Consider the following 20,625-nt stretch of genomic DNA (forward strand, 5'->3'; position numbering starts at 1 on the left):
ATTCCGGATATTTCTACTGGTTGCGAAGCCTAGTGATGTGTTCCGGGAATCCAGGTTGCATCAGGTGAGCACATTTTTTGCACATGGGGATTTTACAATTTCTTCAAGCAGGATGCTGTTCAGCTTATTCAGCCTGACATCTGCAACTGCGGCGGCTTAACGGAAGGGAAGAAGATCTGCGATATGGCGGCGGTTTTTGACGCAACGGTTCAGGCCCACTGCGCAGGTTCTCCCATTTCTACGGCGGCGGCGCTTCAACTTGAAGCAGCGATCCCAAATTTCTGCATTCACGAACATCATTTCCGCAGTACTCAGCCGGCGCTGACCGTTCTGTGTAAGTATGATTATCAGCCGGAGAACGGCCGCTATGAAATTCCTAATATTCCCGGAATCGGTCAGGAACTTTCACAGCACGCGATTGATACCGCCCTAATGCATGATTGCGTTGACGAGTTCTGGAGAGGTTTGTAAAACTCAAAAGGCTCCATCTTCTTTGATTCAAAATAGTTGGATAAAAACACGCCGTTTGTTATGCTAAGTATAACAAACGGCGTAATTTTTTTATAAAAGAGCGAGAATGATTTGTTTAACCGAACTGGGAACTATTTAAAAATATTTTAGCTTGCGCTATTCCAATAAAATAACACTGGCAGCGACAAGAACAAAAGCGAAAAACGAAGCGTCACGTTTGTCGTAGCGGGTGAAAATTCTACGGAACCATTTGATTTTCTGAAAGAAACATTCGACCAAGTGCCGTTCCTTGTAAACATGCTCATCTATAAACCACGGTTCGGGATTATCGCTCTGCGGAGGGATAGTGTAACTTCCCTCCCGAGAAGTAATGTACTCTCTGATGGCTTGCGAACCGTAAGCCTTATCGCCGATGACGTTGCTCCCTCTGATTTCCGCTTGTCCGAGCAGGGACACGGCATGGCGGGAATCATGGTCATTGCCGGGACTGAACAGGAACGCCAGCGGATTGCCTAAACCATCTCTTATCGCGTGAATTTTCGTATTCTTGCCGCCTCTGGACATGCCAATCGCTTGAGCCCTTTTTTCCCCCTTCCGGGGTTTTTCCTCTCCCGTTGGCACTTTGATGTACTTTGCGGGACGTGAAATCAATAGAGAGATTTTCCATGTCGGCATCGGCGCTTAACGCAGCAAAGATCGCCTCGAATATTCCCCGCTGTTTCCACAGCCTGAAACGTGCGGAGGCTGCCTGCCATTTGCCGTAACGCTCCGGAAGTTCTCTCCATGGCGCTCCACTTCCGGCAAGCCACAGAATCCCATTGATGATCCTGCGGTTATCGTATTTTGCCGGGCGTCCACGTTGACCTGATTTCGGGTGTTCGGGCGACAGCATTCTCTTGATTCGATTCCATTCGCTGGAGGTCAGTTCATATCTTCTCTCTTCCATAAGAAAAGTTTAAGTGATTGGATCAATTTAGGCAATTTTGGCGTTTCTTTGACAAGGCCTGATCAAAGATAGGTTTTCTCTATCTTTGATATTATCTTTTTAGTATTGGACAATCAAACCTAAAAACTGTATTTTAACGCTAAAAATTAAGTATAGAGAAATTGCGTTGACTTTTATTTTTGTTTAATAACAGGAGGAGAAAACGATGAAGAAAATGAGAAAGCGTCTGTTTGCTGCGTGCCTGATGGCTGCTTCGACGTTCTCTTTGGGAGGAAATGCAGGAGCGGCGGAAAAACAGGAACTCATGATGGGAACCGCGACGACCGGCGGATTCACGTATATCTGGGGAGCCGCCGCAGCGCAGATCATTAACAAATATGTTCCTTCTGTAAATATAACCGCACAAATTACTACTGGTGGAAACGAAAACATTATCCGCATCGTTGCCGGAGAAATGCCAATGGGCGTTGTTGGAAGCAATATTATCCAATCTTTCTATGATGGCGTTCCCGGAACTAAAATTAAAGCTCATAAAAACTTAAGAACTGTCTGGGTCTCAAAGTCGACAATTTTCAGCGCGATTGTGCATAAAGATTCTCCGTATCAGTCAATCAATGATCTTGAAGGCAAGAAGGTTTCTATCGGAAACAAAGGCGGTTCGGCGTATGATTCTATTTCTGCGTTCTTGAAAGCCTTGGGAAAGGACGGCAATTATTATAAGCTCCAGTTCCTGACGATGAACGAGAGTCTTGACGCGATGAGAACGCATAATATTGACGGATTCTTCACAAATACTTCCGATCCTCATACCGCTATGACTGAAGTTTTCAATATGCCCGGCGGAGCCCGTTTCCTTGATTTTGAACCCGAAGTCATTGATACCCTTTTAAAGGCGATTCCGTATCTGAGGCCCGCAGTTCGCCCTGCCGGAACGTATAAAGGCCAGACAAAAGATCTTCGCAGCGTGGGTAGCCCGTATGTGCTTGTCGTTACTGAAGATTTTCCCGAGGATCTTGCTTATCAGATCGCGAAAGTCCTTGATGGGAACTATGACGAATGGGTTAATATCGCTGCTAACGTAAAAGGCTCCACTCTTGAAGCGACTGTTAAGAATGCCTATGCACCGCTTCACCCCGGCGTTGTGAAATACGCTAAAGAGAAGGGTCTGCTGAAGTAAGGCATTATTGAAAGAATGAGAGGGGGAGAAAAATGAAATCCTTCAAGAAAATGGCCGCAGTCTTAGGCATCGCGCTTACCGCTGCCTCTTCGGCGAACGCAATGGAATTTAAAGGATCGAAGAATATTCCCGTGGTTAATGGCGTTGCCGAAATCATGATGGGGGCAACAACTACCGGCGGATGGACGTACATGTACGTGTCGTCAGCCGCAAAGTTGATCAGCGATAAAAATCCCAATATCAACGTGACGCCGCAGATTACTACGGGCGGCGGCGAAAATCTGGTTCGCGTTGCAGCCGGAGAATTGCCGGTTGGTGTTGCATCAGCGGCATACATTGATAAGTACTATCATGGCTCAGGAGAAATCAAGCCTTGCCCCCAACTGCGTACATTATATGGTTCTCCCAACAGCACATTAAGCGTTATCGTCGCTGCCGGATCGCCCTATAAAACGATTGAGGACCTGAAAGGCAAAAAAGTCTCTATCTGCAATAAGGGCAATTCAGGTCAGCTTTTGGTTGCCGATCTGCTTAAAGCGATGGGGCGCGATAACGGATATTACAATCTCCAATATTTAACCCCTTCCGAGAGCATGGATGCTTTAAAAACAGGCAATATTAACTCTCTTTGGATTTGCGCGTGCGATCCGCACGTCGCTGTGACTGAAATTTTTGCCATGCGCGGCGGCGCTCGGTTTATTGAATTCAGTCAGGAACAAAAGGAACTTTTCCTGAAAACTGATTCATACCTTTCGCCTGCCGTTCGTCCTGCAGGAACTTATATTGGCCAGACGGAAGATTATCACAGCATCGGCAGTCCGTATGCGTTGGTCGTTACCGAAGATTTCCCGGAAGAAGTTGCTTATGAAATCGCAAAAACGTTGGATGAGAATTATAACGAATGGACGACGATTTTCGCCGGCGTAAAAGGCGCTACGGCGCGTAATACGATTGACACACAGATTGCGCCGCTTCATCCCGGAACAGAGCGTTATTTTAGAGAAAAAGGCTATATTAAATAGTTTCCTGTTCTTTAAAAAGGAATAGTTTTCTGTAAAAAAATTAAGAGGAGCGGATTTCTGCACATGAAATATGATTTTGACAAAGTAATCGAGCGCAGGGGAACGCAGAGTTCCAAATGGGATAACGTCGGTCCCCGCGTGGGGAATCCCGACGCGCTGCCCATGTGGGTGGCGGATACGGATTTTCAGGCTCCGCAGCCTGTTGTCGACGCGGTCGTGAAGCGCGCTCAGCATCCCATTTATGGCTACACGTTCGTAGTTCCCGAGTTCCAGAAAGTTACCGTAGACTGGGTTAAAAGGCGCCACGGCTGGGAGATTCAGCCCGAATGGCTTGTGTTTGCCGCCGGCGTTGTGCCCGTGATGAATACGATGGCGCAGATTTATTCCGAGCCGGGCGATGAAATCGTCATTCAGCAGCCGGTGTATCCGCAGTTTGCAAACGCCGTGCGCGATACGGGCCGCGTCATCAGCGATAACGGGCTCCTGTATAAGAACGGCCGCTATGAGATTGATTTTGACGATCTGGAGCGCCGCGCGTCAAGCCCCAAGGCAAAACTCATGTTCTTCTGCAACCCTCATAATCCAGCAGGGCGCGTGTGGACCGTTGAAGAACTGAAAAAAGTCGCTGAAATCTGCCTCAAACATCACATTATCCTTGTCAGCGACGAAATTCATTCTGATCTTATCCTGTTCGGGCATAAGCATACACCTCTGGCTTCTCTCGATAAGCGCTATGGGGAAATGACGGTTACATGCTATGCGCCGTCAAAAACCTTTAACACCGCCGGATTAAGAGGCTCGGGGATCGTCGTTCCCAATCCTGAAATTCGCGCTAAGCTGGAAAAGCAGTTTAAGAGAAACCGCGCGATCCAGCAGAACATTTTTGCCCTTCCGGCGTACATTGTGGCTTACACCGAGTGCGATGATTACCTTGAACAGCTCTTGGCTTACCTCGAAGGCAACGTGTTGTACATTGAGGAATTCTTAAAAGAAAAAATGCCCAAAATCAGAATGGTGCATCCCGAGGCAACGTATCTTGCCTGGCTTGATTGCTCTGGAACGGGCATGGAGGGCGATGCGCTGGCGGATTTCTTCATTAACCGCTGCAAGGTTGCCATTAACCGCGGCGATTCATTCGGACCCGAGTGCAAAAAATTTGTGCGCCTGAACTTTGGCTGCCCCCGCATTACTCTTGAAAAAGGGCTGGGCCAGATTTACGCTGAGTATCAAAGACTGTTCCGTTAACATTTTATAGGGAGGCTTTTGTTATGAAAAAGTTTGCTGTGAAACCGTTGTTCGGAATGCTTCTTGGCGCCCTTGTTGCGACAGCCGCCGTGGCTGCCACGTCCTCTGGGTTCCCCCAAAAGGACATCAGAATCGTTGTTCCGTTCTCGGCCGGCGGCGGAACCGACACCATGGCCCGCATTCTTTCGACGGCCGCCGGTAAAAAGTATTTTGACGGGCGCTCGCTGATCGTTGAGAACATGGGGGGCGGCGGCGGCGTTATTGGCCAAACCTATGTGGCTAAAACGGCCGAGCCTGACGGTTACACCGTGATGTTGTATACGAGTTCCTGTATTAACAATTCTCTGCTGAAAAACGTGAAGTATTCGTATGAGGATTTTAAGCCGATCATCGGCTGCAATCCTGACGCCGAGCTTCTTGCCGTCCCCGTGGATTCGCCCTATCACAACCTGAATGAGCTTCTTGAGGCCGCGAAGACCCAAACCATTAAAGTCGCCACGCCCGGCCATTCTTCGGGGCATCACGTTCGCGCATTGAATATGGCCCGTCTGATGAACCTTAAGTTCGCCTATATTCACAGCAACAGCGCGGCCATGCAGATGGCTCAGCTCATGGGCGGCCATTGCGACGTGTCGTATATGACGGTTTCCGAGGCTGCCAGCGCCATCCGCAGCGGCAAGGTTCGCGGAATCGGCGTTATGGCCGCCGAACGCGAAAAGTCGATTCCCGATGTGCCTACGTTCCTTGAGCAAGGCTATAAGGACTGGATCGACGGCGCTAACAGAGGCATCGCGTGCAGAAAAGACGTTCCCGATGGCATTTATCAGTATCTTGTTGAAGAGTTCCGCAAAGTCGCTTCTTCGCAGGAGTACGTTGATATGATGGATAAAGCGGGAATGGTCTCCGGTGTTCAGAGCCCCGCTGAATATCAGGCTTATATCAGCTTTACGGCCGACGGGATCAAAGCTTTAAAGCCCGTGCTGACCAAGAAACAGTAAAACCGAAAGCTGGGCTGTTCAGAGGGGGAATTTTTTTTGAGCAAGGAAAAAGCAATCAACCTCATAATGCCTGTTTTCTTTGTGATCTTCAGCATTTGGATCATAGTCACTGCTTATCAGATGGGCTCTGAAGAAGGAACGTTCCCCTTGATGGTGGGCGGCTTTCAGTTAATTGTCGCGCTGTTTCAGCTTTATTTCGATCTTACGAAATCTGAGCATGTGAATAAATTCAAAAACAGCAACGTGTGGAAGGTTATCGAAGCCGTCGCGGTCATGTCGCTTTATGTGTTCATGCTTAAAAAAATAGGTTATGTGATCGATACGACAGTACTCGCGATTTACACGATGGTGACGCTGGGCTACAGAAGATGGGGCGTTGTCTTCATCTCGGCTGTGAGCATTACTGCAGTGGTCTTCTTCGTGTTCAAGGTTCTTTTGAATGTTCCGCTGCCAATGCTTTTCTTTGAATTTTAAAAAAAGGTTTCGGGCCTTGCGCCCGAACCCTTCTCTTAATGCGCATCCCAGCATGGCTTGAACTGTAAGGGAGAAATTTTATGGAAAACATAATGCTCGGGTTAGAACAGTTTTTTAATCCGCTCGTGCTCCTCGCTCTTATCGGAGGAACTGCACTCGGATTGGTTGTCGGCGCTCTGCCGGGATTAAACGACAGCATTACCATCGCCGTTTTGATCCCGATAACGTTCGGCATGGATCCCCATGTCGCCCTGTCGCTTTTAGTCGGCATTTATACGGCTTCGGCCTGCGGCGGTTCAATCCCCGCCGTTCTGCTTGAGATTCCCGGCACGGCCTCCGCCATGGTAACGGCATGGGACGGGTATCCGATGACGCTGAAGGGATACAGCAAACGGGCTTTAAGCCTTTGCATGTTCAGCTCGTTCTTTGGCGGAATCAGCTCCGCCATTGTCCTTCTGCTTTTTGCCCCGATCCTTGCCTCATTCGCGCTGCGTTTTGGGCCTCCCGAATATTTTATGCTGGCCATTCTCGGCATGAGCACCGTTATCGGCATGGCGGGCAAAGACATCGCGAAAAACTTCCTGTCGATGATGCTGGGCCTTGGGCTTGCCTGCATCGGCATGAGCCCCATGACAGGGCTTGACCGGTATACGTTCGGCTATGCGTCGCTGCTTGACGGGATTCCTTTGATCCCCAGAATGATCGGGCTGTTTGGAATTTTCTCGATCCTGAAGATCTGCGATGCCGTCGGCAAAGGGAAGTCCGAAGCGGCGATCGCTTCGGAAGCCGCAAAATCGGTGACAGACGATAAGATCGCGGTTCCTTCATGGGCAATGTGCAAACGCCTGTTCCCTACGTGGCTCAGGTCAAGCGCGATCGGGAATATCCTCGGCGTCATTCCCGGGGCCGGAATGACGATGGCGATTTTCCTTGCCTATGATCAGGCGAAAAAATCGCGCCCCGACCTTGCGTTTGGCACCGGCGTGCCTGAAGGCGTCGCGGCTCCCGAATCGGCGAATAACGCCGTCGTGGCCAGCTCGATGGTGCCTCTGCTTTCTCTGGGAATTCCCGGCAACGGAACCTCAGCGCTGTTCCTTGGCGCTTTAACGATTCAGGGGCTTCAAACGGGACCGGAGCTTTTTGGCGAACACGCCGACATGGGCTACATGATCATCGTAGGCTTCATTCTTGCAAACCTTATCATGTTGCCGATGAGCCTTCAGTTCTGCAAACACGTCGCGACGAAGGTTTTAAAGCTGAATCCGCAGATTCTTGCCGCCGGCGTCCTTGTTCTGTGCGTCACGGGAGCGTTTGCGTATCAGAACAACCCGTTCCATATCGGCGTCATGATCTTCTTCGGCGTGATCGGTTATCTGTTCTGGAAGTTCGGCCTGCCCCAAGCGCCGCTGATCCTTTCAACGATCCTCGGGAGCATGATGGAGAACAACTGGATGTCGAGCATGGTTTACGCCGACGGTTCGCTGGCAGTGTTCATCAAGCGTCCGATCAGCCTGATCCTGCTGATCCTCTCCGCTGTTTTCCTGATCTGGCCGCTTGTGCAGAGGACGAGAGAGTTCTTCAAACAGCGCAAGGCGGCGTAGAAGCGCAGAAGAAAATGTAATTAAGCGGGCAGAAAAGTTGTTTTAATAAAACGGCAACGATCGTTTTTGCCCGCTTTTATGTCAAGCGTAAAAGATGAATAAGGAAACAAGGAGGCGAGTGACATGTCATTAAAGAAATTGAGCGATAAGCTGATTCTCCTTGTAGGTGCGATTCTAACTCTATTTCAGATTTATACGGCTGCTACAATGCCCTTTCCGGGTATGCAGCAAAGAAGCATTCATCTTGGCTTAGGACTGGCTCTTGTTTTTCTTGTAAAATCGAAGGCAAAGAAACCTGAGCATCAAGATTTGGCTTTATTGCTTGGGATAATTCTTGCTGTTGTGTCTCTTGTAGCGTGCTTTAACGTAACGTGGCAGTGGCTTGATATGGCGGAGCCAATGCGTTTAACCTTCCCTGAGACGGAAGACTTTGTTTTTGGAACGACGCTTATTTTGTTAGTTCTCTTTGGAACCTGTAAGGTCACAGGGATTGCGATGCCATTAATAGCGATTTTTTTCCTTGCCTATGCCTATTTTGGAAAGCACGTTCCCATCGCAATGTTCCGTCATCCTGGTGTAAGGTTTTCTCAGTTAATTTCAATGGGATATATGGGAACGGAAGGAATTTTCAGCAGCATTTTAGGAGTTTCTACAAATCAGGTTTTTATTTTCCTTCTGTTTGGGCAACTGCTTGACTCTTTAGGCGGAGGAGCGTTCTTCCTCGACTTGGCGAATAGCGGATTTGGCAGAGTGAGAGGCGGTCCCGCGAAAGTTTCCATTTTCGGCAGCGCTTTATTTGGATCTATCAGCGGCAGCGCCGTGGCTAACGTCGTTGCAACCGGAACGATAACGATTCCCTTGATGCAGGAAGTCGGATATACTCCCGTTTTTGCAGGAGCCGTCTCTGCAGTGGCTTCAACCGGCGGCCTTATCATGCCTCCTGTCATGGGTGCGGCTGCATTCATTATGGCTGATATTCTGGGAATTCCTTATTGGGATGTCTGCAAAGCAGCCGCAATTCCCGCGATTCTCTATTATCTAGCGCTTTATCTCTGCGTGGATTTTCGCGCGGCATCGCTAAATATGCGTGGGCTGCCTGAGAATGAGATCCCCAAGTTTAAGGATGTTATAAAAAAAGGCGGCTTCATTTACATTACACCGCTTGTCCTTCTGGTTTATGTATTGGGAGCTCTTCAGTATCCGGCTGATAAGGCTTGTTTCTACTGCTGCTGTTTGCTGATCGTTCTGTCTCTTACAAAGAAAAAACTGCGGAAAGTTCTTGCTAAAGATTGGCTTACAATCCTTGTAAAAACAGCTCGCAGTTCTATGACGGTAATTATGGCGTGCTCTTGCGCCGGACTGATTCTGCTTGCTCTTCAGACCTCGGGCTTAATTCTTAAACTCGCGAATATTCTTGTTGCTCTTGCGGGTGGGAGACTGTGGCTTTTGCTGATCCTTGTTATGCTGTGTTCCATCATTATGGGGATGGGTCTTCCCGCGTCAGCTTGCTACATTATCCTGGCGATCCTCGGAGCGCCTGCTATTGTCTCTTTAGGTGTGCCTCCCGTTGCGGCGCATCTGTTCGTTCTGTTCTTTGGATCGATGTCGGCGATTACTCCGCCTGTGGCTATGGCCGCATTTGCTGCCGCCCCGATTGCAAAAGCTTCGTCGGCGCGCATTGGGTACGCCGCATGGTGGATGGGGCTGCCTGCGTTCTTAATCGCATTCTGCATGGTTTTCCAGCCCGCGCTCGTAATGATCGGCTCTTTGTGGCAGATTGGACTTGCCGTTTTTTTCTGCGTTGCCGGCGTATTTTGCATGACGGTCGGCCTTCAGGGATATTTCCTCTCTCGCGTATCAGTTTTGCGCCGCGTCATTTGGATTGTTGCCGGTGTAATGCTGATTGCGCCTGAAACTATCAGTTCGGTGATTGGCCTTGTAATCGGAGTTGTCCTGTATTTTGTTGAAAAGACTCTGAGTAAGAAAGCCGTTGCAGCGTGACGTTATTCAGTCCTAATGGAAGAATAGTTTTCCGGAAAGTGTAAAAATTCCGCTTTCAGGATTTTTATGAATTCCTTGAGGATTGGAGAAAGAGGCTTCTGATCCTGATGAACGACGCAGACGTGCCAGTCTGGGATGTATTGTTTGTCCAGCAGGCAATAAGAAGCCTTCGTGTGATTATCGATGAAGTTTCGGTAATAGTCGGGCAGCAAGGCGAGGCCTATTCCGGCGGAGGCCATACGTTTGATAGTTTCGATGCTTCGGGATTTGAAGACTATCGGCGGGTTGATCCCGGCGGTTTCAAAGATTTTTTCCGCGACCTGATTCATTCGCTGGCCTTCGGCGCTTTCAATGAAAGGTTCTTTTCCTAAAAGTTTGATGTCGATGTGCGGCAGGGGGGCGCCGTCTTTTTTGTAGAAGAATTTTTCAAGATGGTGCCCTTTCTGCATCATGAGAAGCACCTGCCCTTTAAAAAGAGGTTCGTAGGCGAGTCCCTGAATGGCGGTCCCCGTAAAGGGGAGAATGGCCGTGTCGAGTTCGCCCGATAAGACGAGGCATTCAAGTTCGGCCGAGGTTCTTTCAAGAACTTGAAGTTCGACATTGGGGTGAAGCCGCGAGTAAATCTTTTTGATGCGGGTAAACATGTACGATCCGAGGTACAGCGTGATCCCTAAGAGGATGCGCCCTGCGTCGTTTTTTAAGATGTCTTGGATTTCGTTTTCAAGGTCTCGCGAGATCTGAAGGATTTTGAGCCCGGCGGCGACGAAGCGTTCACCTGCATAGGTGAGGCGCATGGAGCCGGAAGAGCGGTCAAATAAGGGCACGCCGAGGCGTTTTTCGATTTTTTTCAACGATTGAGTGAGCGAGGGCTGCGCAATGTGCAGGGCGCGGGCCGCCTTGGTGACGCTGCCTTCGCTTTTGATCGAGAGAACGTAATTGATTTCGCGCAGGTTAAGCTCCATGTGTCCTGTTCCCCTCTGCCGAGACGGAACGTTTCCCCCTTGCCGTGAACGTTAAATGATTTTTTGATGTGCTGAAAAAGGAGCCTTATGATGGCAGAAAATTTGACAATATCAGAACAAATGGCGGAATTTGCTTTAAGCCTTATGTATGAGCAGATTCCCCTGAATGTGATTGATTATGGAAAAATGCTCCTGATGGATACATTCGGAGTCGCGATGTCGTGCCAAAAGCTGCCTCATGCCGAGGCGGTGAAGAACGCTCTGCTTGAGCTGAAGTCCCCGGCTGTCTGCACTTTGTGGGGCGGAAGGGACAAGGCTTCGCTTGCCGACGTGGCTCTGTATAATTCTTCGCTGATTCACGGCGCGGATTACGACGATACGCATGTGGCCGCTATTGTGCACCCGAGCGCCGCCGTGACGAGCACGGCAGTGACCGTGGGCGAGCATGTGAACGCCTCCGGGCGCGATATGATGACGGCAATTGTAGCGGGCTGGGAGATAATTGTTCGCCTCGGTTTGGCTGCAAAAGGGAGATTCCACGATGTCGGCTATCACGGAACGGGGATCGTCGCGCCGTTTGCCGCAGCGTGCGTTGCAGCAAAGCTGATGGGGTTTTCCAAAGAAACTCTGGTCAACGCGCTGGGCATTTGCGGAAGCCAGTCGGCGGCCCTTCAGGAGTTTTTGAACGACGGTTCGTGGACGAAAAAGATCCATCCGGGCTGGGGGGCTCACAGCGCGATTTATGCGCTTCTGATGGCCAGGCACGGGTATGTTGGCCCGAAAAGGGTTTTTGAAGGCAAGTTCGGAATGTGGAAAACACACGTGGGCGACATCGACGGCCTTCAGGAAGAATTTAGGGACATCGGAAAAGTTTGGCATACGCCCGAGATCGCGTTTAAGATGTACCCTGTATGCCACATGACCCATTCATTTATCGATTGTATGCTTGCTCTTCAGAAGGAATACGGATTTACGGCCGATGATATTCAGTCAGCCGAGTGCCGCATTGAAAACCGCTGCTACAAGATCGTGTGCGATCCGCGCGAGGCGAAGATTCATCCGCAGAGCGATTATATGATGCGCTTCAGCCTGCCGTACGTCGTGGCGATCGCGGCGATCAAAGGCGCGGTCGGCCCGTGGGAGGTCAATATGAAGTACGCGAAAGACCCCGCAGTTCTCGATCTGATGTCGCGGATTCAATGCGTGCCCGATGAGAGCAAGCGCAATCCCGGCCGGTTCCCCGGCTGGCTCAAGGTCGTGACAAAAGACGGGCATGAATATGTCAAGGATCAGCGGTATGAATTGGGGACGCTGCAGAATCCTATAAAAATTGAGAACGTTATTGCTAAATTCAATAGCAATCTAATTCCATTTTACACCAAAAATGAGATTCAGGTATTAGTCAATAAAATCAAAGATTTCGATAAGCTTTCAAATGCGGAAGAACTTATTCAGTGTTTTGTGAGTTCGCAGTCGGAATAAAAAGTTTAGTCTAATTTATGGAGGAGAACATGGGACAGACTCTTGTTGAAAAGATTTTAAGCGAAAATGTGGGCAGATCCGTTAAAGCGGGCGAAACCGTTGTTGTAGACGTAAACTTTGCCGCGCTTCATGACGGCTCGGGGCCTCTGCTTGTCCGTCTGATGAAGGAGAGAGGATACGATAAAGACCCGGTTTTTGATCCCAGAAAAGTTCTTTTTGCGAACGAGTTCGGCCCTGAGTCGACGCGCGAAGTTGCAAACGAGCACGCGCTGTGCCGCGAATACGCGAATTCTCATCATTGCTTCTGGGAAGAGGGAGCCACGGGGCACGTTCACGCTCACGTGTATGAATCGTACCTGAAATGCGGCACAGTATGCATTATCGGCGATTCGCATACGACGGTTCACGGCGCGTTCGGTTGCTTTGCGACGGGCTGCGGTTCAACGGACATGGTCGCGGTGACTCGTTTCGGCAAAACGTGGATCAGGGTTCCGGCAACGTTCCGCGTTAACGTGACGGGAAAACTTCCCAAGGCCGTTTATTCTAAAGACATTATGCTGAAGCTCGCAAGCATCATTAAATCTGATCAGGCGATTTATAAATCGCTGGAGTTCCGCGGCGATACGATCCACTCTCTTTCGCAGGAAGCGCGCCTTACGATCACGAGCATGGGCGTTGACCTTGGCGCGAAAAACGCGATCATGGAAACAGATGACCATACGCGCGAATTTTTGCGCCAGATGGGCCGTGAGGAAGATTACCGCGAAATCGTTGCCGATGATGACGCGAATTACGAGCGCGTGATCGATATTGACGTGACGAAGCTTGAACCGCTGGTTTCCAAGCCGCATTATGTTGAAAACGTCGATCTTGTGAAAAACTGCGAGGACGAGAAGGTCAATCTGATTTACCTCGGCAGCTGCACGAACGGGCGCATTGAAGATATGCACATCGCCGCCGATATCCTTCGCGGCAAAAAGGTCGCCAAAGGCGTGCGCCTTCTTGTGATCCCCAACTCGCGCTATGTTTATCATGAGTGCCTGCGCGACGGCACGCTTTTGACTCTTGCCGAGGCGGGCGCGATGATCGAGGCGCCGAATTGTGGCCCGTGTATGGGCGTTCATCAGGGAATTCCGAGTGACGGCGAAGTGGTTGTGGCGACTCAGAACAGAAACTTTAAGGGCAGAATGGGCAATCCCACGGCGAGGATTTATCTTTCCAGCCCTGCGACCGCAGCGGCGACCGCCCTTACCGGACATATCACCGATCCCCGCAAAGTTATGGACTAGCCAATTGAAAGGAAGAATATAAAATGATTCGTGATCACATTCAAGGCAAGGCGTGGAAGTTTGGCAGCAATGTCAGCACGGATTCAATCGCTCCCGGGCGTTTGATTTCATTAAGAGCGAATCCGCCCGAGTATGCAAAGCACCTGCTTGAAGATACGCGCCCTGAGTTTATTAAAAACGTGAAAAAAGACGATTTTATCGTGGCCGATAAAAACTTTGGTTGCGGTTCCAGCCGCGAGATCGCACCGCTGATTATTAAGGAAGCCGGGGTCGGCGCCGTGCTGGCAAAGTCGTTCGGCCGCATTTTTTATCGCAACGCGATCAATAACGGCATGATCCTGATCGAGTGCGATACGGATAAAATCTCCGACGGCGAGGAGCTTTTTGTCGACATCGCCAACCGCGTGATCCTGAAGCCAAACGATCCGGGCTTTAAAATGCCGTTTACACTTTCAGACAAGGAGATCAAGATTGTTAGTGAGGACGGCCTGCTGAATTATATCGAAAAATATAATTCACTTGATATCTGATCCGATCCGTTCAGGAGCTTGATCATGAACGAGCTGAGGAATCTGGCGCGCTTTATTCTGAGCTTCTGCCTTGAGAACGCGCCTGAAGCAGTGGTGAACGCGGCACATTACTGCGTTCTTGATTCCATGGGCGCGGCTCTCGGCGCGGTTCATTACGGAGAAATTCCTGGCGAGTGCGAGCGTTTTAAAAAATGGTTCGGAACTTCCGCTCCTGTTACCGCTTCCGTGTGGGGGCGCGGCGAAAAAATGACGCCGACGGCGGCGTTGCTGCTGAACGGGATTATGGCTCATGCGCTGGAGCTTGACGATGTCCATACGGGGTCAAAATCTCACGTCGGCGCGGTTATTGTGACAACAGCGTGGACTCTTGCCGACGCTCTTGGAATCGGCGGAAAAGAATTCCTTGAAGCGGTTATCGTCGGTTATGAAACTATGGCCCGGATCGGGCTCGGCATGGACGTTGTCAGCAACCGTAAACGCGGTTGGCATACGACGGGGCTGATCGGGACGTTTGGTGCCGCTGCTGCTGCGGCTCGCCTGTTAAAGCTTAGCGAAGATCAAACGGTGAGCGCTTTGGGAATGGCGGGAAGCCAGTCGGCCGGCCTTTGGGCATTTTTGACCGAGGGCGCGACGTGCAAAAAACTGAGCCCCGCCCGTGCCGCTGTAAACGGCTTGACTTCCGCGCTGCTGGCGCAGGGTGGCATGACGGGGCCGGAACACATTCTTGACGCGGAAGACGGCGGTTTTTACGCGGCCGTGACGGACCGCTTTGATATGTTAAAAGTCGATGCCGAACTTGGAATGCACTACGAGATTTTGAACATCGACAAAAAGCCCTATCCGTGCTGCCGCTCAACGCACCACTCGATTGACGCCGCGCTGATACTCCGCGAAAAATATCATATCGACCCGGAACAGATTGCTTCCGTTTTGGTTGAAACCTATGACGTGGGCGTTCTGCAATGCGGCTTTGCTCATTATCCCTCAAGCTATGTCGAAGCCAAATTCAGCATCGCTTATACCTGCGCGACGGCCTTTGTGCGCGGCAAGGTTACGCAGGCCGAGTTTCGGGGCGATTTGCTCGAAGATCCGCAGATTAAGCGGATTGCCGAGAACATGAAGGTCATTCCCGATAAGCTGTTTACAAAACGGTACCCCAAACGCTGGGGCAGCCGCATGACGGTTACGTTAAAAAACGACCGCGTCTTGACGCAGCAAATTGACGATATGTCAGGAAGCAAGGCGGCGCCGATGTCGCCCGAACAGGAGCAGGGCAAATTTATAGGCTTGGCGGTTGAGAGTTTCTCATTGGGAAAAGCTCAAAAACTGATGGCTGAGATTCTCAAAATCGAAACGTTAGAGAAATTGCCCGATCTTTCGTAAAATTACTGATCGAAGAGACAAGAATTAATAACAGCTTTTATGACAAGTAAAGTCCTTGTTAAAGGAGTTGTTATATATTTTATAATATATATCGTTTGAAATTTTTTAGCTATTATGCAAAAACAGTATGGATTTTCATTAAAAACATTCATTTGATTTTATTGCGAGGTGTTGATATAGTGCCATCAAATAAAACGAGAAACGAACTTTCATAAAAAAGAAAGCGGGGGATTTTTTATGATTACGTTGATCGATAAGCCGGTCACTCTTTTTAACGGAAAAGTTCTGGTTGCCGAGCCTGAAAAACTTTCAGCCGACGAACTGAAAGCGAGATTAGCTGAAGAAGGGGAGCATCACGAGGGATCTTTGCCCGCTCAGTCAGGCGAGGGCACGATGGCCCGCCGCATCGTCGCCGCGCACGATTCCGATCGTGGCGACGGGCTGCTGCACCTGAAGTTCGACGCGCTGACCAGCCACGACATCACCTACGTGGCGGCGCTGCAGACGGCCATCGCCTGCGGGCTGGAAAAGTTCCCTGTACCCTATGTGCTCACCAACTGTCACAACAGCCTCTGCGCCGTCGGCGGCACGATCAACGAGGACGACCACATGTTCGGCCTCACGGCGGCGCGGAAGTTCGGCGGCATTTTCGTGCCCCGCCACCTGGCCGTGATCCACCAGTATATGCGCGAGGCGATGGCCAAAAGCGGCGGCATGATCCTCGGCACCGACAGCCATACGCGCTACGGCGCGCTGGGGACGCTGTCCGTCGGCGAGGGCGGCCCGGAAATGGTCAAGCAGCTCCTCGGTCGCACCTACGACTTCGCCTGGCCGGGCGTGATCGCCGTCTATCTGACCGGCGCGCCCCGTCCCGGCGTCGGGCCTCACGACGTGGCGCTGGCCGTCATCGGCGCGGTGTTCGCAAGCGGTTTCGTGAAAAACAAGGTCATGGAGTTCGTCGGCCCCGGCGTCTCCAGCTTGAGCGCCGAGTTCCGTCTCGGCGTCGACGTGATGACCACGGAGACGGCCTGCTGGACGTCGATCTGGCGCACCGACGAAAAGATCGCCGAATTTTTCCGCATCCACGGCCGTCCCCAGGACTACGTCCCGCTCGAGCCCGACGCGGCGGCCCGCTACGACGGCGCGCTCGTCGTCGACCTCGGCGCCGTCGAGCCGATGATCGCCGTGCCGTTCCATCCCAGCAACGCTTACACCATCGCCGACTTCAAGGCCAACGCCGGCGACATTCTGCGTCAGGCCGAGCAGGACGCGCGCGAACTGATGGACAATCCCGAGTTGGACATTGACCTGACCGGCAAGCTGCGCGGCGGAACGTTCCACGTCGAACAGGGCGTGATCTGCGGCTGCGCCGGCGGCAACTTCGAGAACCTCGTCGCCGCAGCGCAGATCCTCGACGGCGGCAGCACCGGCTGCGGCGCTTTCGGCCTCAGCGTCTATCCGTCCAGCATGCCCGTCGGCGAGGCGCTGATGAACGGCGGCTGGATGCAAAAACTCATTAACGCCGGGGCGGTCAACTATCCGGCCTTCTGCGGTCCCTGCTTCGGCGCCGGCGAGACGCCCTGCAATCAGGGATTCAGCATCAGACATACGACGCGCAACTTCCCCAACCGCGAAGGCTCCAAGCCCAACGCCGGCCAATGGTCGGCCGTGGCGCTCATGGACGCGCGCAGCATCGCCGCCACGGCGGCCAACGGCGGCACGCTCACCAGCGCTTTCGAGTTCGCCGACCGCCTCGCGGAGCACGAGCCGTACGTCTTCGACGGTGAAATCTACGCCAAGCGCGTCTACAACGGTTTCGGCCGTCCGCATCCGGAGACGGAGCTCCGCTACGGCCCCAACATCAAGCCCTGGCCCGAGATCGCCCCGCTGCCGGAGAATCAGCTGCTGCTGGTCGCCTCGGTGATCGACGATCCCGTCACCACCACCGACGAGCTGATCCCCTCCGGCGAGACCTCGTCGCTGCGCAGCAACCCGCTCAAGCTGGCCGAGTTCACGCTGCAGCGCAAAGATCCAAATTACGTGCCCGCGGCCAAGCGGGCGAAAGCGCTCGAAGAGGCGCGCGCCGCGGCGGTGAAAAACGGCGGCGAGATGCCCGCGGAGCTGAAAAAACTGCTCGACCTCGCCGGAATCGAAGCTGAGCGCGTCGGCCTCGGCAGCCTCGTCTGCGCCGTCAAACCAGGCGACGGCTCGGCGCGCGAGCAGGCCGCCAGCAGCCAGAAAATGCTGGGCGGCCAGGCCAACGTGGCCCGCGAGTACGCCACCAAACGCTACCGCAGCAACCTCGTCAACTGGGGCATGGCCCCGTGGATCGTCGGCGACGCAGACCGCGCCAAGTTCAAAACCGGCGCCTGGCTTTTCATCCCCGGCGTGAGGGCGTTCGCGAGCGGCGACAACACAGAGATCGAGGCCGAACTGCTCGACGGCGGCACGCGCCTCCCCGTGACGCTGTCGCTGCCCGGCGTCACGCGCGGCGAACGGGACATGCTCCTCGCCGGCTGCCTGATGAACGCGTATCGCAACGACAAGTAGCCATAGCAGAGGAAATAAAAGCCGAAGCTTCCGGAGGATAAAATAATCTCTGAAAGCTTCGGCTTTTCGAAGACCATGCCTATGGCTGCTCCGGCTCCTGCTTGTGCTTACGGCGCCGCTGGCTTTACGATGAAAAAGTACACCAAAATGGGATGGTTCTCCCGCGTACTCAAGGCGGTCGTTTTTGTTCTCTAGGCGCCGTTGGTTTTGAACTATCTCCATCAGGACGAGATACTTTGTGAAAACAACAAGTTCCCCCAATGCTGCCGATCGGCAACGTTGGGGGAACGTGTTGTTTTTTGGTCGAGCCCTCTCGAATGATGCGACGTTTCTTTCCGCGAAAGCGCCGCGGCGATTTCAAAATATCACAGCGGGGTGGAAAATCAATTTTCGCTCCGCTGGCTCCGTTCGCGCAGAAAATCCCAGAAGGCTCTGACGGCGCGAAGCTGCAGCGAAGCGGCGCGGCAGTAAGCCCGCGTGTCGCGGCGCAGTTCGCGTTTGCCGGAAGCGAAGAGAAGACGCTCGCGGAACAGATCCGGGCAGCCCTGTGTGTCGAGCCCGGAAAGCAGGCTGTAGCCCAGCCCGCGCCGTACCATCTCCACGCAGATGTCGGAACGGTCGACGACGGTGGAAACGCGCGGCGGCCGGCGGTAGCGCTCCGTCCACCAGCGGTGCAGTTCCGCTTCCAGAGGCGCGTCGGTGGTGATGCGGATCTGCGGCAGTTCGGGCAGACGCTCCAGCTCGACGGGCGCGGCGCTGACGACGTAATAGTAAGGATCGGCGTCGAGAGGCAAACTTTCTTCCCCCCAATCGAACGGTCCGCGCACGATGGCCACGTGGACTTCACCCGCGCTCAGGCGGCGCGCCTGAGCGGCGCTGTGTCCGGTGACGACGTGGACGTCCGCGCCGCGGCAGCGGGCGGAGAATTCTTTGAGAATCCCCGGCAGGCAGGCGCGCGCGTAGGCGTTGGCGCAGGCCAGGCGGATCATGCCGCGCACGTCGGCGCCGTGGTTGTCGATGTATTCGCGCAGCTCCCGCAGACGCTGCAGTTCCTCGGCGGCGTAACGGGCCAGCGCTTCGCCTTCGGCGCTCAGCTCGACGCCGCGCGCTCCACGGACGACGATGGCGCAGTTCAGCTCCTGCTCGATCTGTTGGATGCGCCGCGTCACGGCCGGCTGGGTGACGTACAGCCTCTGCGCCGCGCGCGTGAGATTTCTTTCCGCCGCCAGCGCCGTCAGCAGTGTCCAATCCTTCTCGTTCATGCGCCCCGCCTCCTCTTTTTCGCTTTATTGTAGCAGTCTTTCCCCCAAACGGCGCTATCACGCCAAGCGGATCTGAAAAAGGCCGCCCATGCCGTGACGTTCTGCACGGGGCGTTGGCCGCGACGAAAACGACAAAACCGCGCCCCGAAATTTCGTTTTTCGGGGCGCGGTTTTTTTTGCGTGGCGGAACGTGCCTCTGCCGCTGGTGAAGACCTCGGCGTCGTCATGGCTTTTTCGATTGCGGAACTGGGCGGGAGCGTGTAGAATAACGACACTGGATCGAAACAAAAATTTAAATACGATCGGATAATCTTTAAGAGTTTATTTTAAGGAGGTTGGATGATGGATTCGAAGCAGAAAATTGCCGCCGCGGTGGAACGTCTTGCCGCCACGGGGCTGGCCATGACCGGCCTCGACGTGTTCCGGCCGCCGGAGCTGCGCGCCGCGGCGAGGGCCGATTTCGAGCGGAACGCCCTGCCGAACAAAGCGCGCTGAATCTTTGAGGGGCGCGGCGATCTGTGAGCGGCTGACAGCGCCGGAAAATGATTTGCCGACGCTGTCGTGACGATTTATAATTCAATGGGTGAGGATTTCGTAAGCTTGGTCGATCTGCGCCAGACGCCGTCCGTCGGCCCGGTCGGAGGCGGGGCGGTCGGCATGTTCCGCGGCGACGAGCTCGCGATAGCGCCTTTTGATGTCGTTTTGCGAAGCGTCGCTGCCGAGGCCGAAAATCCCCAGCGCCCACCGGCGCGAAGCGAAGCGCGGCGCCCCGGCGTCGATTTTTTCTTCGCAAGCGCGCGGCGCTGAGGAGGCGCCGTGGCTTCTGCGGGACGGCGAAGTCCCGGCGCACGCGCTGAGCAGGGAGACGCCGCCCCAAACGCCGGCGGCGGCGATGAGCAGCCACATGACGACGGTGCCGACGACGCCGAAAAGGGCGAAAAAGCCGCTGCAGAGCTTCCAGACAAGCCCGAGCAGGCCGAAGAGTCCGTCTATGACGATCAGATGAAGCAGGCGGAACGGCAGCTTGACCAGGAACCAGACGAGGCCGAAAAATCCGCTCACGAGCGTGGGAATCAGCCAGAGAACGAAGAGCGCGCCGACGATGCCGCCGAGAAGTCCAAGACGCATCAAGAAAACCACTCCTTTGGAGGAGGTCAGGAAAAGCAGCCTCTATTGTAGCGCAAAATGGAACGAAAAAGAATCCTTTCGCCGGCGCAGCGGCGGTTTGCCGC

18 protein-coding genes are annotated in these 20,625 nt (G+C 53.1%); 14 read left to right on the top strand and 4 right to left on the bottom strand.

Annotated elements, in window-relative coordinates; translation table 11 throughout:
• Positions 1 to 48 precede the first annotated feature (48 nt).
• On the top strand, positions 49 to 471 hold the full coding sequence (locus tag HMPREF7215_RS06755; protein ID WP_269621697.1) for an enolase C-terminal domain-like protein: 423 nt from the start codon (positions 49 to 51) through the stop codon (positions 469 to 471).
• 156 nt (positions 472 to 627) lie between these two features.
• On the opposite strand, the gene HMPREF7215_RS12800 is transcribed toward HMPREF7215_RS06755, so the two are convergent.
• Positions 628 to 1,417, bottom strand: a protein-coding gene (locus tag HMPREF7215_RS12800) for an IS5 family transposase (RefSeq protein WP_156797469.1) whose coding sequence is annotated in 2 segments (ribosomal slippage) — positions 628 to 1,086 and positions 1,088 to 1,417 — 789 coding nt in all. Because the reading frame shifts where the segments join, the coding sequence is not laid out codon by codon here.
• A gap of 205 nt (positions 1,418 to 1,622) precedes the next feature.
• Here HMPREF7215_RS12800 and HMPREF7215_RS06765 point away from each other — a divergent pair.
• The 7 genes from HMPREF7215_RS06765 to HMPREF7215_RS06795 all read left to right on the top strand — a co-directional run bounded on the left by HMPREF7215_RS06765 (position 1,623) and on the right by HMPREF7215_RS06795 (position 9,935).
• On the top strand, positions 1,623 to 2,594 hold the full coding sequence (locus tag HMPREF7215_RS06765; RefSeq protein WP_009165001.1) for a TAXI family TRAP transporter solute-binding subunit: 972 nt from the start codon (positions 1,623 to 1,625) through the stop codon (positions 2,592 to 2,594).
• A gap of 32 nt (positions 2,595 to 2,626) precedes the next feature.
• Positions 2,627 to 3,616 (top strand): TAXI family TRAP transporter solute-binding subunit, encoded by a 990-nt coding sequence (locus HMPREF7215_RS06770; RefSeq protein WP_009165002.1) that lies wholly within the window; start codon positions 2,627 to 2,629, stop codon positions 3,614 to 3,616.
• Positions 3,617 to 3,679: 63 nt separating this feature from the next.
• Positions 3,680 to 4,861 carry a MalY/PatB family protein gene (locus HMPREF7215_RS06775; RefSeq protein ID WP_009165003.1) on the top strand — a complete coding sequence of 394 codons (1,182 nt, stop codon included), beginning with the start codon at positions 3,680 to 3,682 and terminating at the stop codon, positions 4,859 to 4,861.
• A 23-nt stretch (positions 4,862 to 4,884) separates the two neighbouring features.
• The gene (locus HMPREF7215_RS06780; RefSeq protein WP_009165004.1) at positions 4,885 to 5,859 is read left to right on the top strand and encodes a tripartite tricarboxylate transporter substrate binding protein; all 975 of its coding nucleotides are present in this window, start codon (positions 4,885 to 4,887) and stop codon (positions 5,857 to 5,859) included.
• A gap of 36 nt (positions 5,860 to 5,895) precedes the next feature.
• Positions 5,896 to 6,333, top strand: coding sequence for a tripartite tricarboxylate transporter TctB family protein (locus HMPREF7215_RS06785; RefSeq protein WP_009165005.1), 438 nt, complete (start codon positions 5,896 to 5,898; stop codon positions 6,331 to 6,333).
• Between the two features lie 80 nt (positions 6,334 to 6,413).
• The gene (locus tag HMPREF7215_RS06790; protein WP_009165006.1) at positions 6,414 to 7,934 is read left to right on the top strand and encodes a tripartite tricarboxylate transporter permease; all 1,521 of its coding nucleotides are present in this window, start codon (positions 6,414 to 6,416) and stop codon (positions 7,932 to 7,934) included.
• Between the two features lie 123 nt (positions 7,935 to 8,057).
• Positions 8,058 to 9,935, top strand: a complete 1,878-nt coding sequence (locus HMPREF7215_RS06795; RefSeq protein WP_009165007.1) for a TRAP transporter permease — start codon at positions 8,058 to 8,060, stop codon at positions 9,933 to 9,935.
• Positions 9,936 to 9,937: 2 nt separating this feature from the next.
• Here the strand turns inward: HMPREF7215_RS06795 and HMPREF7215_RS06800 are convergent, their stop codons facing one another.
• A complete protein-coding gene (locus HMPREF7215_RS06800) occupies positions 9,938 to 10,897 on the bottom strand; it encodes a LysR family transcriptional regulator (protein ID WP_009165008.1) in 960 nt (319 codons plus the stop codon).
• Positions 10,898 to 10,987: 90 nt separating this feature from the next.
• Here HMPREF7215_RS06800 and HMPREF7215_RS06805 point away from each other — a divergent pair, with 90 nt between their 5' ends.
• From HMPREF7215_RS06805 to HMPREF7215_RS06825, 5 genes are all read left to right on the top strand, one after another.
• Positions 10,988 to 12,379: an MmgE/PrpD family protein gene (locus tag HMPREF7215_RS06805; RefSeq protein WP_009165009.1), complete on the top strand. Its 1,392-nt coding sequence runs from the start codon at positions 10,988 to 10,990 to the stop codon at positions 12,377 to 12,379.
• Between the two features lie 29 nt (positions 12,380 to 12,408).
• Positions 12,409 to 13,668, top strand: a complete 1,260-nt coding sequence (locus HMPREF7215_RS06810; protein ID WP_040550781.1) for an aconitase/3-isopropylmalate dehydratase large subunit family protein — start codon at positions 12,409 to 12,411, stop codon at positions 13,666 to 13,668.
• A 23-nt stretch (positions 13,669 to 13,691) separates the two neighbouring features.
• The gene (locus HMPREF7215_RS06815; RefSeq protein ID WP_009165011.1) at positions 13,692 to 14,198 is read left to right on the top strand and encodes a LeuD/DmdB family oxidoreductase small subunit; all 507 of its coding nucleotides are present in this window, start codon (positions 13,692 to 13,694) and stop codon (positions 14,196 to 14,198) included.
• A gap of 24 nt (positions 14,199 to 14,222) precedes the next feature.
• Positions 14,223 to 15,581, top strand: coding sequence for an MmgE/PrpD family protein (locus HMPREF7215_RS06820; protein WP_009165012.1), 1,359 nt, complete (start codon positions 14,223 to 14,225; stop codon positions 15,579 to 15,581).
• A 237-nt stretch (positions 15,582 to 15,818) separates the two neighbouring features.
• Positions 15,819 to 18,131 (top strand): hydratase, encoded by a 2,313-nt coding sequence (locus tag HMPREF7215_RS06825; RefSeq protein ID WP_009165014.1) that lies wholly within the window; start codon positions 15,819 to 15,821, stop codon positions 18,129 to 18,131.
• A gap of 383 nt (positions 18,132 to 18,514) precedes the next feature.
• Here HMPREF7215_RS06825 and HMPREF7215_RS06830 read toward each other — a convergent pair whose 3' ends face one another.
• Positions 18,515 to 19,393, bottom strand: a complete 879-nt coding sequence (locus HMPREF7215_RS06830; protein WP_009165016.1) for a LysR family transcriptional regulator — start codon at positions 19,391 to 19,393, stop codon at positions 18,515 to 18,517.
• A gap of 342 nt (positions 19,394 to 19,735) precedes the next feature.
• Here HMPREF7215_RS06830 and HMPREF7215_RS13225 point away from each other — a divergent pair, with 342 nt between their 5' ends.
• Complete coding sequence (locus tag HMPREF7215_RS13225; protein ID WP_156797471.1) at positions 19,736 to 19,888, top strand: hypothetical protein; 153 nt, start codon at positions 19,736 to 19,738, stop codon at positions 19,886 to 19,888.
• Between the two features lie 81 nt (positions 19,889 to 19,969).
• Here the strand turns inward: HMPREF7215_RS13225 and HMPREF7215_RS12430 are convergent, their stop codons facing one another.
• Entirely contained in the window at positions 19,970 to 20,521 is a 552-nt protein-coding gene (locus tag HMPREF7215_RS12430) for a J domain-containing protein (RefSeq protein ID WP_009165019.1), read from the bottom strand.
• Positions 20,522 to 20,625 lie beyond the last annotated feature (104 nt).

The organism is Pyramidobacter piscolens W5455 (assembly GCF_000177335.1).
In the GTDB taxonomy this organism is placed as follows: Bacteria; Synergistota; Synergistia; order Synergistales; family Dethiosulfovibrionaceae; genus Pyramidobacter; species Pyramidobacter piscolens.

Excerpts from the sequence above, each read along its gene's own strand:
- HMPREF7215_RS06765 (WP_009165001.1), top strand. The coding sequence starts at position 1,623 with ATGAAGAAAATGAGAAAGCGTCTGTTTGCTGCGTGCCTGATGGCTGCT.
- HMPREF7215_RS06770 (WP_009165002.1), top strand. The coding sequence starts at position 2,627 with ATGAAATCCTTCAAGAAAATGGCCGCAGTCTTAGGCATCGCGCTTACC.
- HMPREF7215_RS06775 (WP_009165003.1), top strand. The coding sequence starts at position 3,680 with ATGAAATATGATTTTGACAAAGTAATCGAGCGCAGGGGAACGCAGAGT.
- HMPREF7215_RS06780 (WP_009165004.1), top strand. The coding sequence starts at position 4,885 with ATGAAAAAGTTTGCTGTGAAACCGTTGTTCGGAATGCTTCTTGGCGCC.
- HMPREF7215_RS06790 (WP_009165006.1), top strand. The coding sequence starts at position 6,414 with ATGGAAAACATAATGCTCGGGTTAGAACAGTTTTTTAATCCGCTCGTG.
- HMPREF7215_RS06795 (WP_009165007.1), top strand. The coding sequence starts at position 8,058 with ATGTCATTAAAGAAATTGAGCGATAAGCTGATTCTCCTTGTAGGTGCG.
- HMPREF7215_RS06800 (WP_009165008.1), bottom strand. The coding sequence starts at position 10,897 with ATGGAGCTTAACCTGCGCGAAATCAATTACGTTCTCTCGATCAAAAGC.
- HMPREF7215_RS06805 (WP_009165009.1), top strand. The coding sequence starts at position 10,988 with ATGGCAGAAAATTTGACAATATCAGAACAAATGGCGGAATTTGCTTTA.
- HMPREF7215_RS06810 (WP_040550781.1), top strand. The coding sequence starts at position 12,409 with ATGGGACAGACTCTTGTTGAAAAGATTTTAAGCGAAAATGTGGGCAGA.
- HMPREF7215_RS06815 (WP_009165011.1), top strand. The coding sequence starts at position 13,692 with ATGATTCGTGATCACATTCAAGGCAAGGCGTGGAAGTTTGGCAGCAAT.
- HMPREF7215_RS06820 (WP_009165012.1), top strand. The coding sequence starts at position 14,223 with ATGAACGAGCTGAGGAATCTGGCGCGCTTTATTCTGAGCTTCTGCCTT.
- HMPREF7215_RS06825 (WP_009165014.1), top strand. The coding sequence starts at position 15,819 with ATGATTACGTTGATCGATAAGCCGGTCACTCTTTTTAACGGAAAAGTT.
- HMPREF7215_RS06830 (WP_009165016.1), bottom strand. The coding sequence starts at position 19,393 with ATGAACGAGAAGGATTGGACACTGCTGACGGCGCTGGCGGCGGAAAGA.
- HMPREF7215_RS13225 (WP_156797471.1), top strand. The coding sequence starts at position 19,736 with ATGGATTCGAAGCAGAAAATTGCCGCCGCGGTGGAACGTCTTGCCGCC.
- HMPREF7215_RS12430 (WP_009165019.1), bottom strand. The coding sequence starts at position 20,521 with ATGCGTCTTGGACTTCTCGGCGGCATCGTCGGCGCGCTCTTCGTTCTC.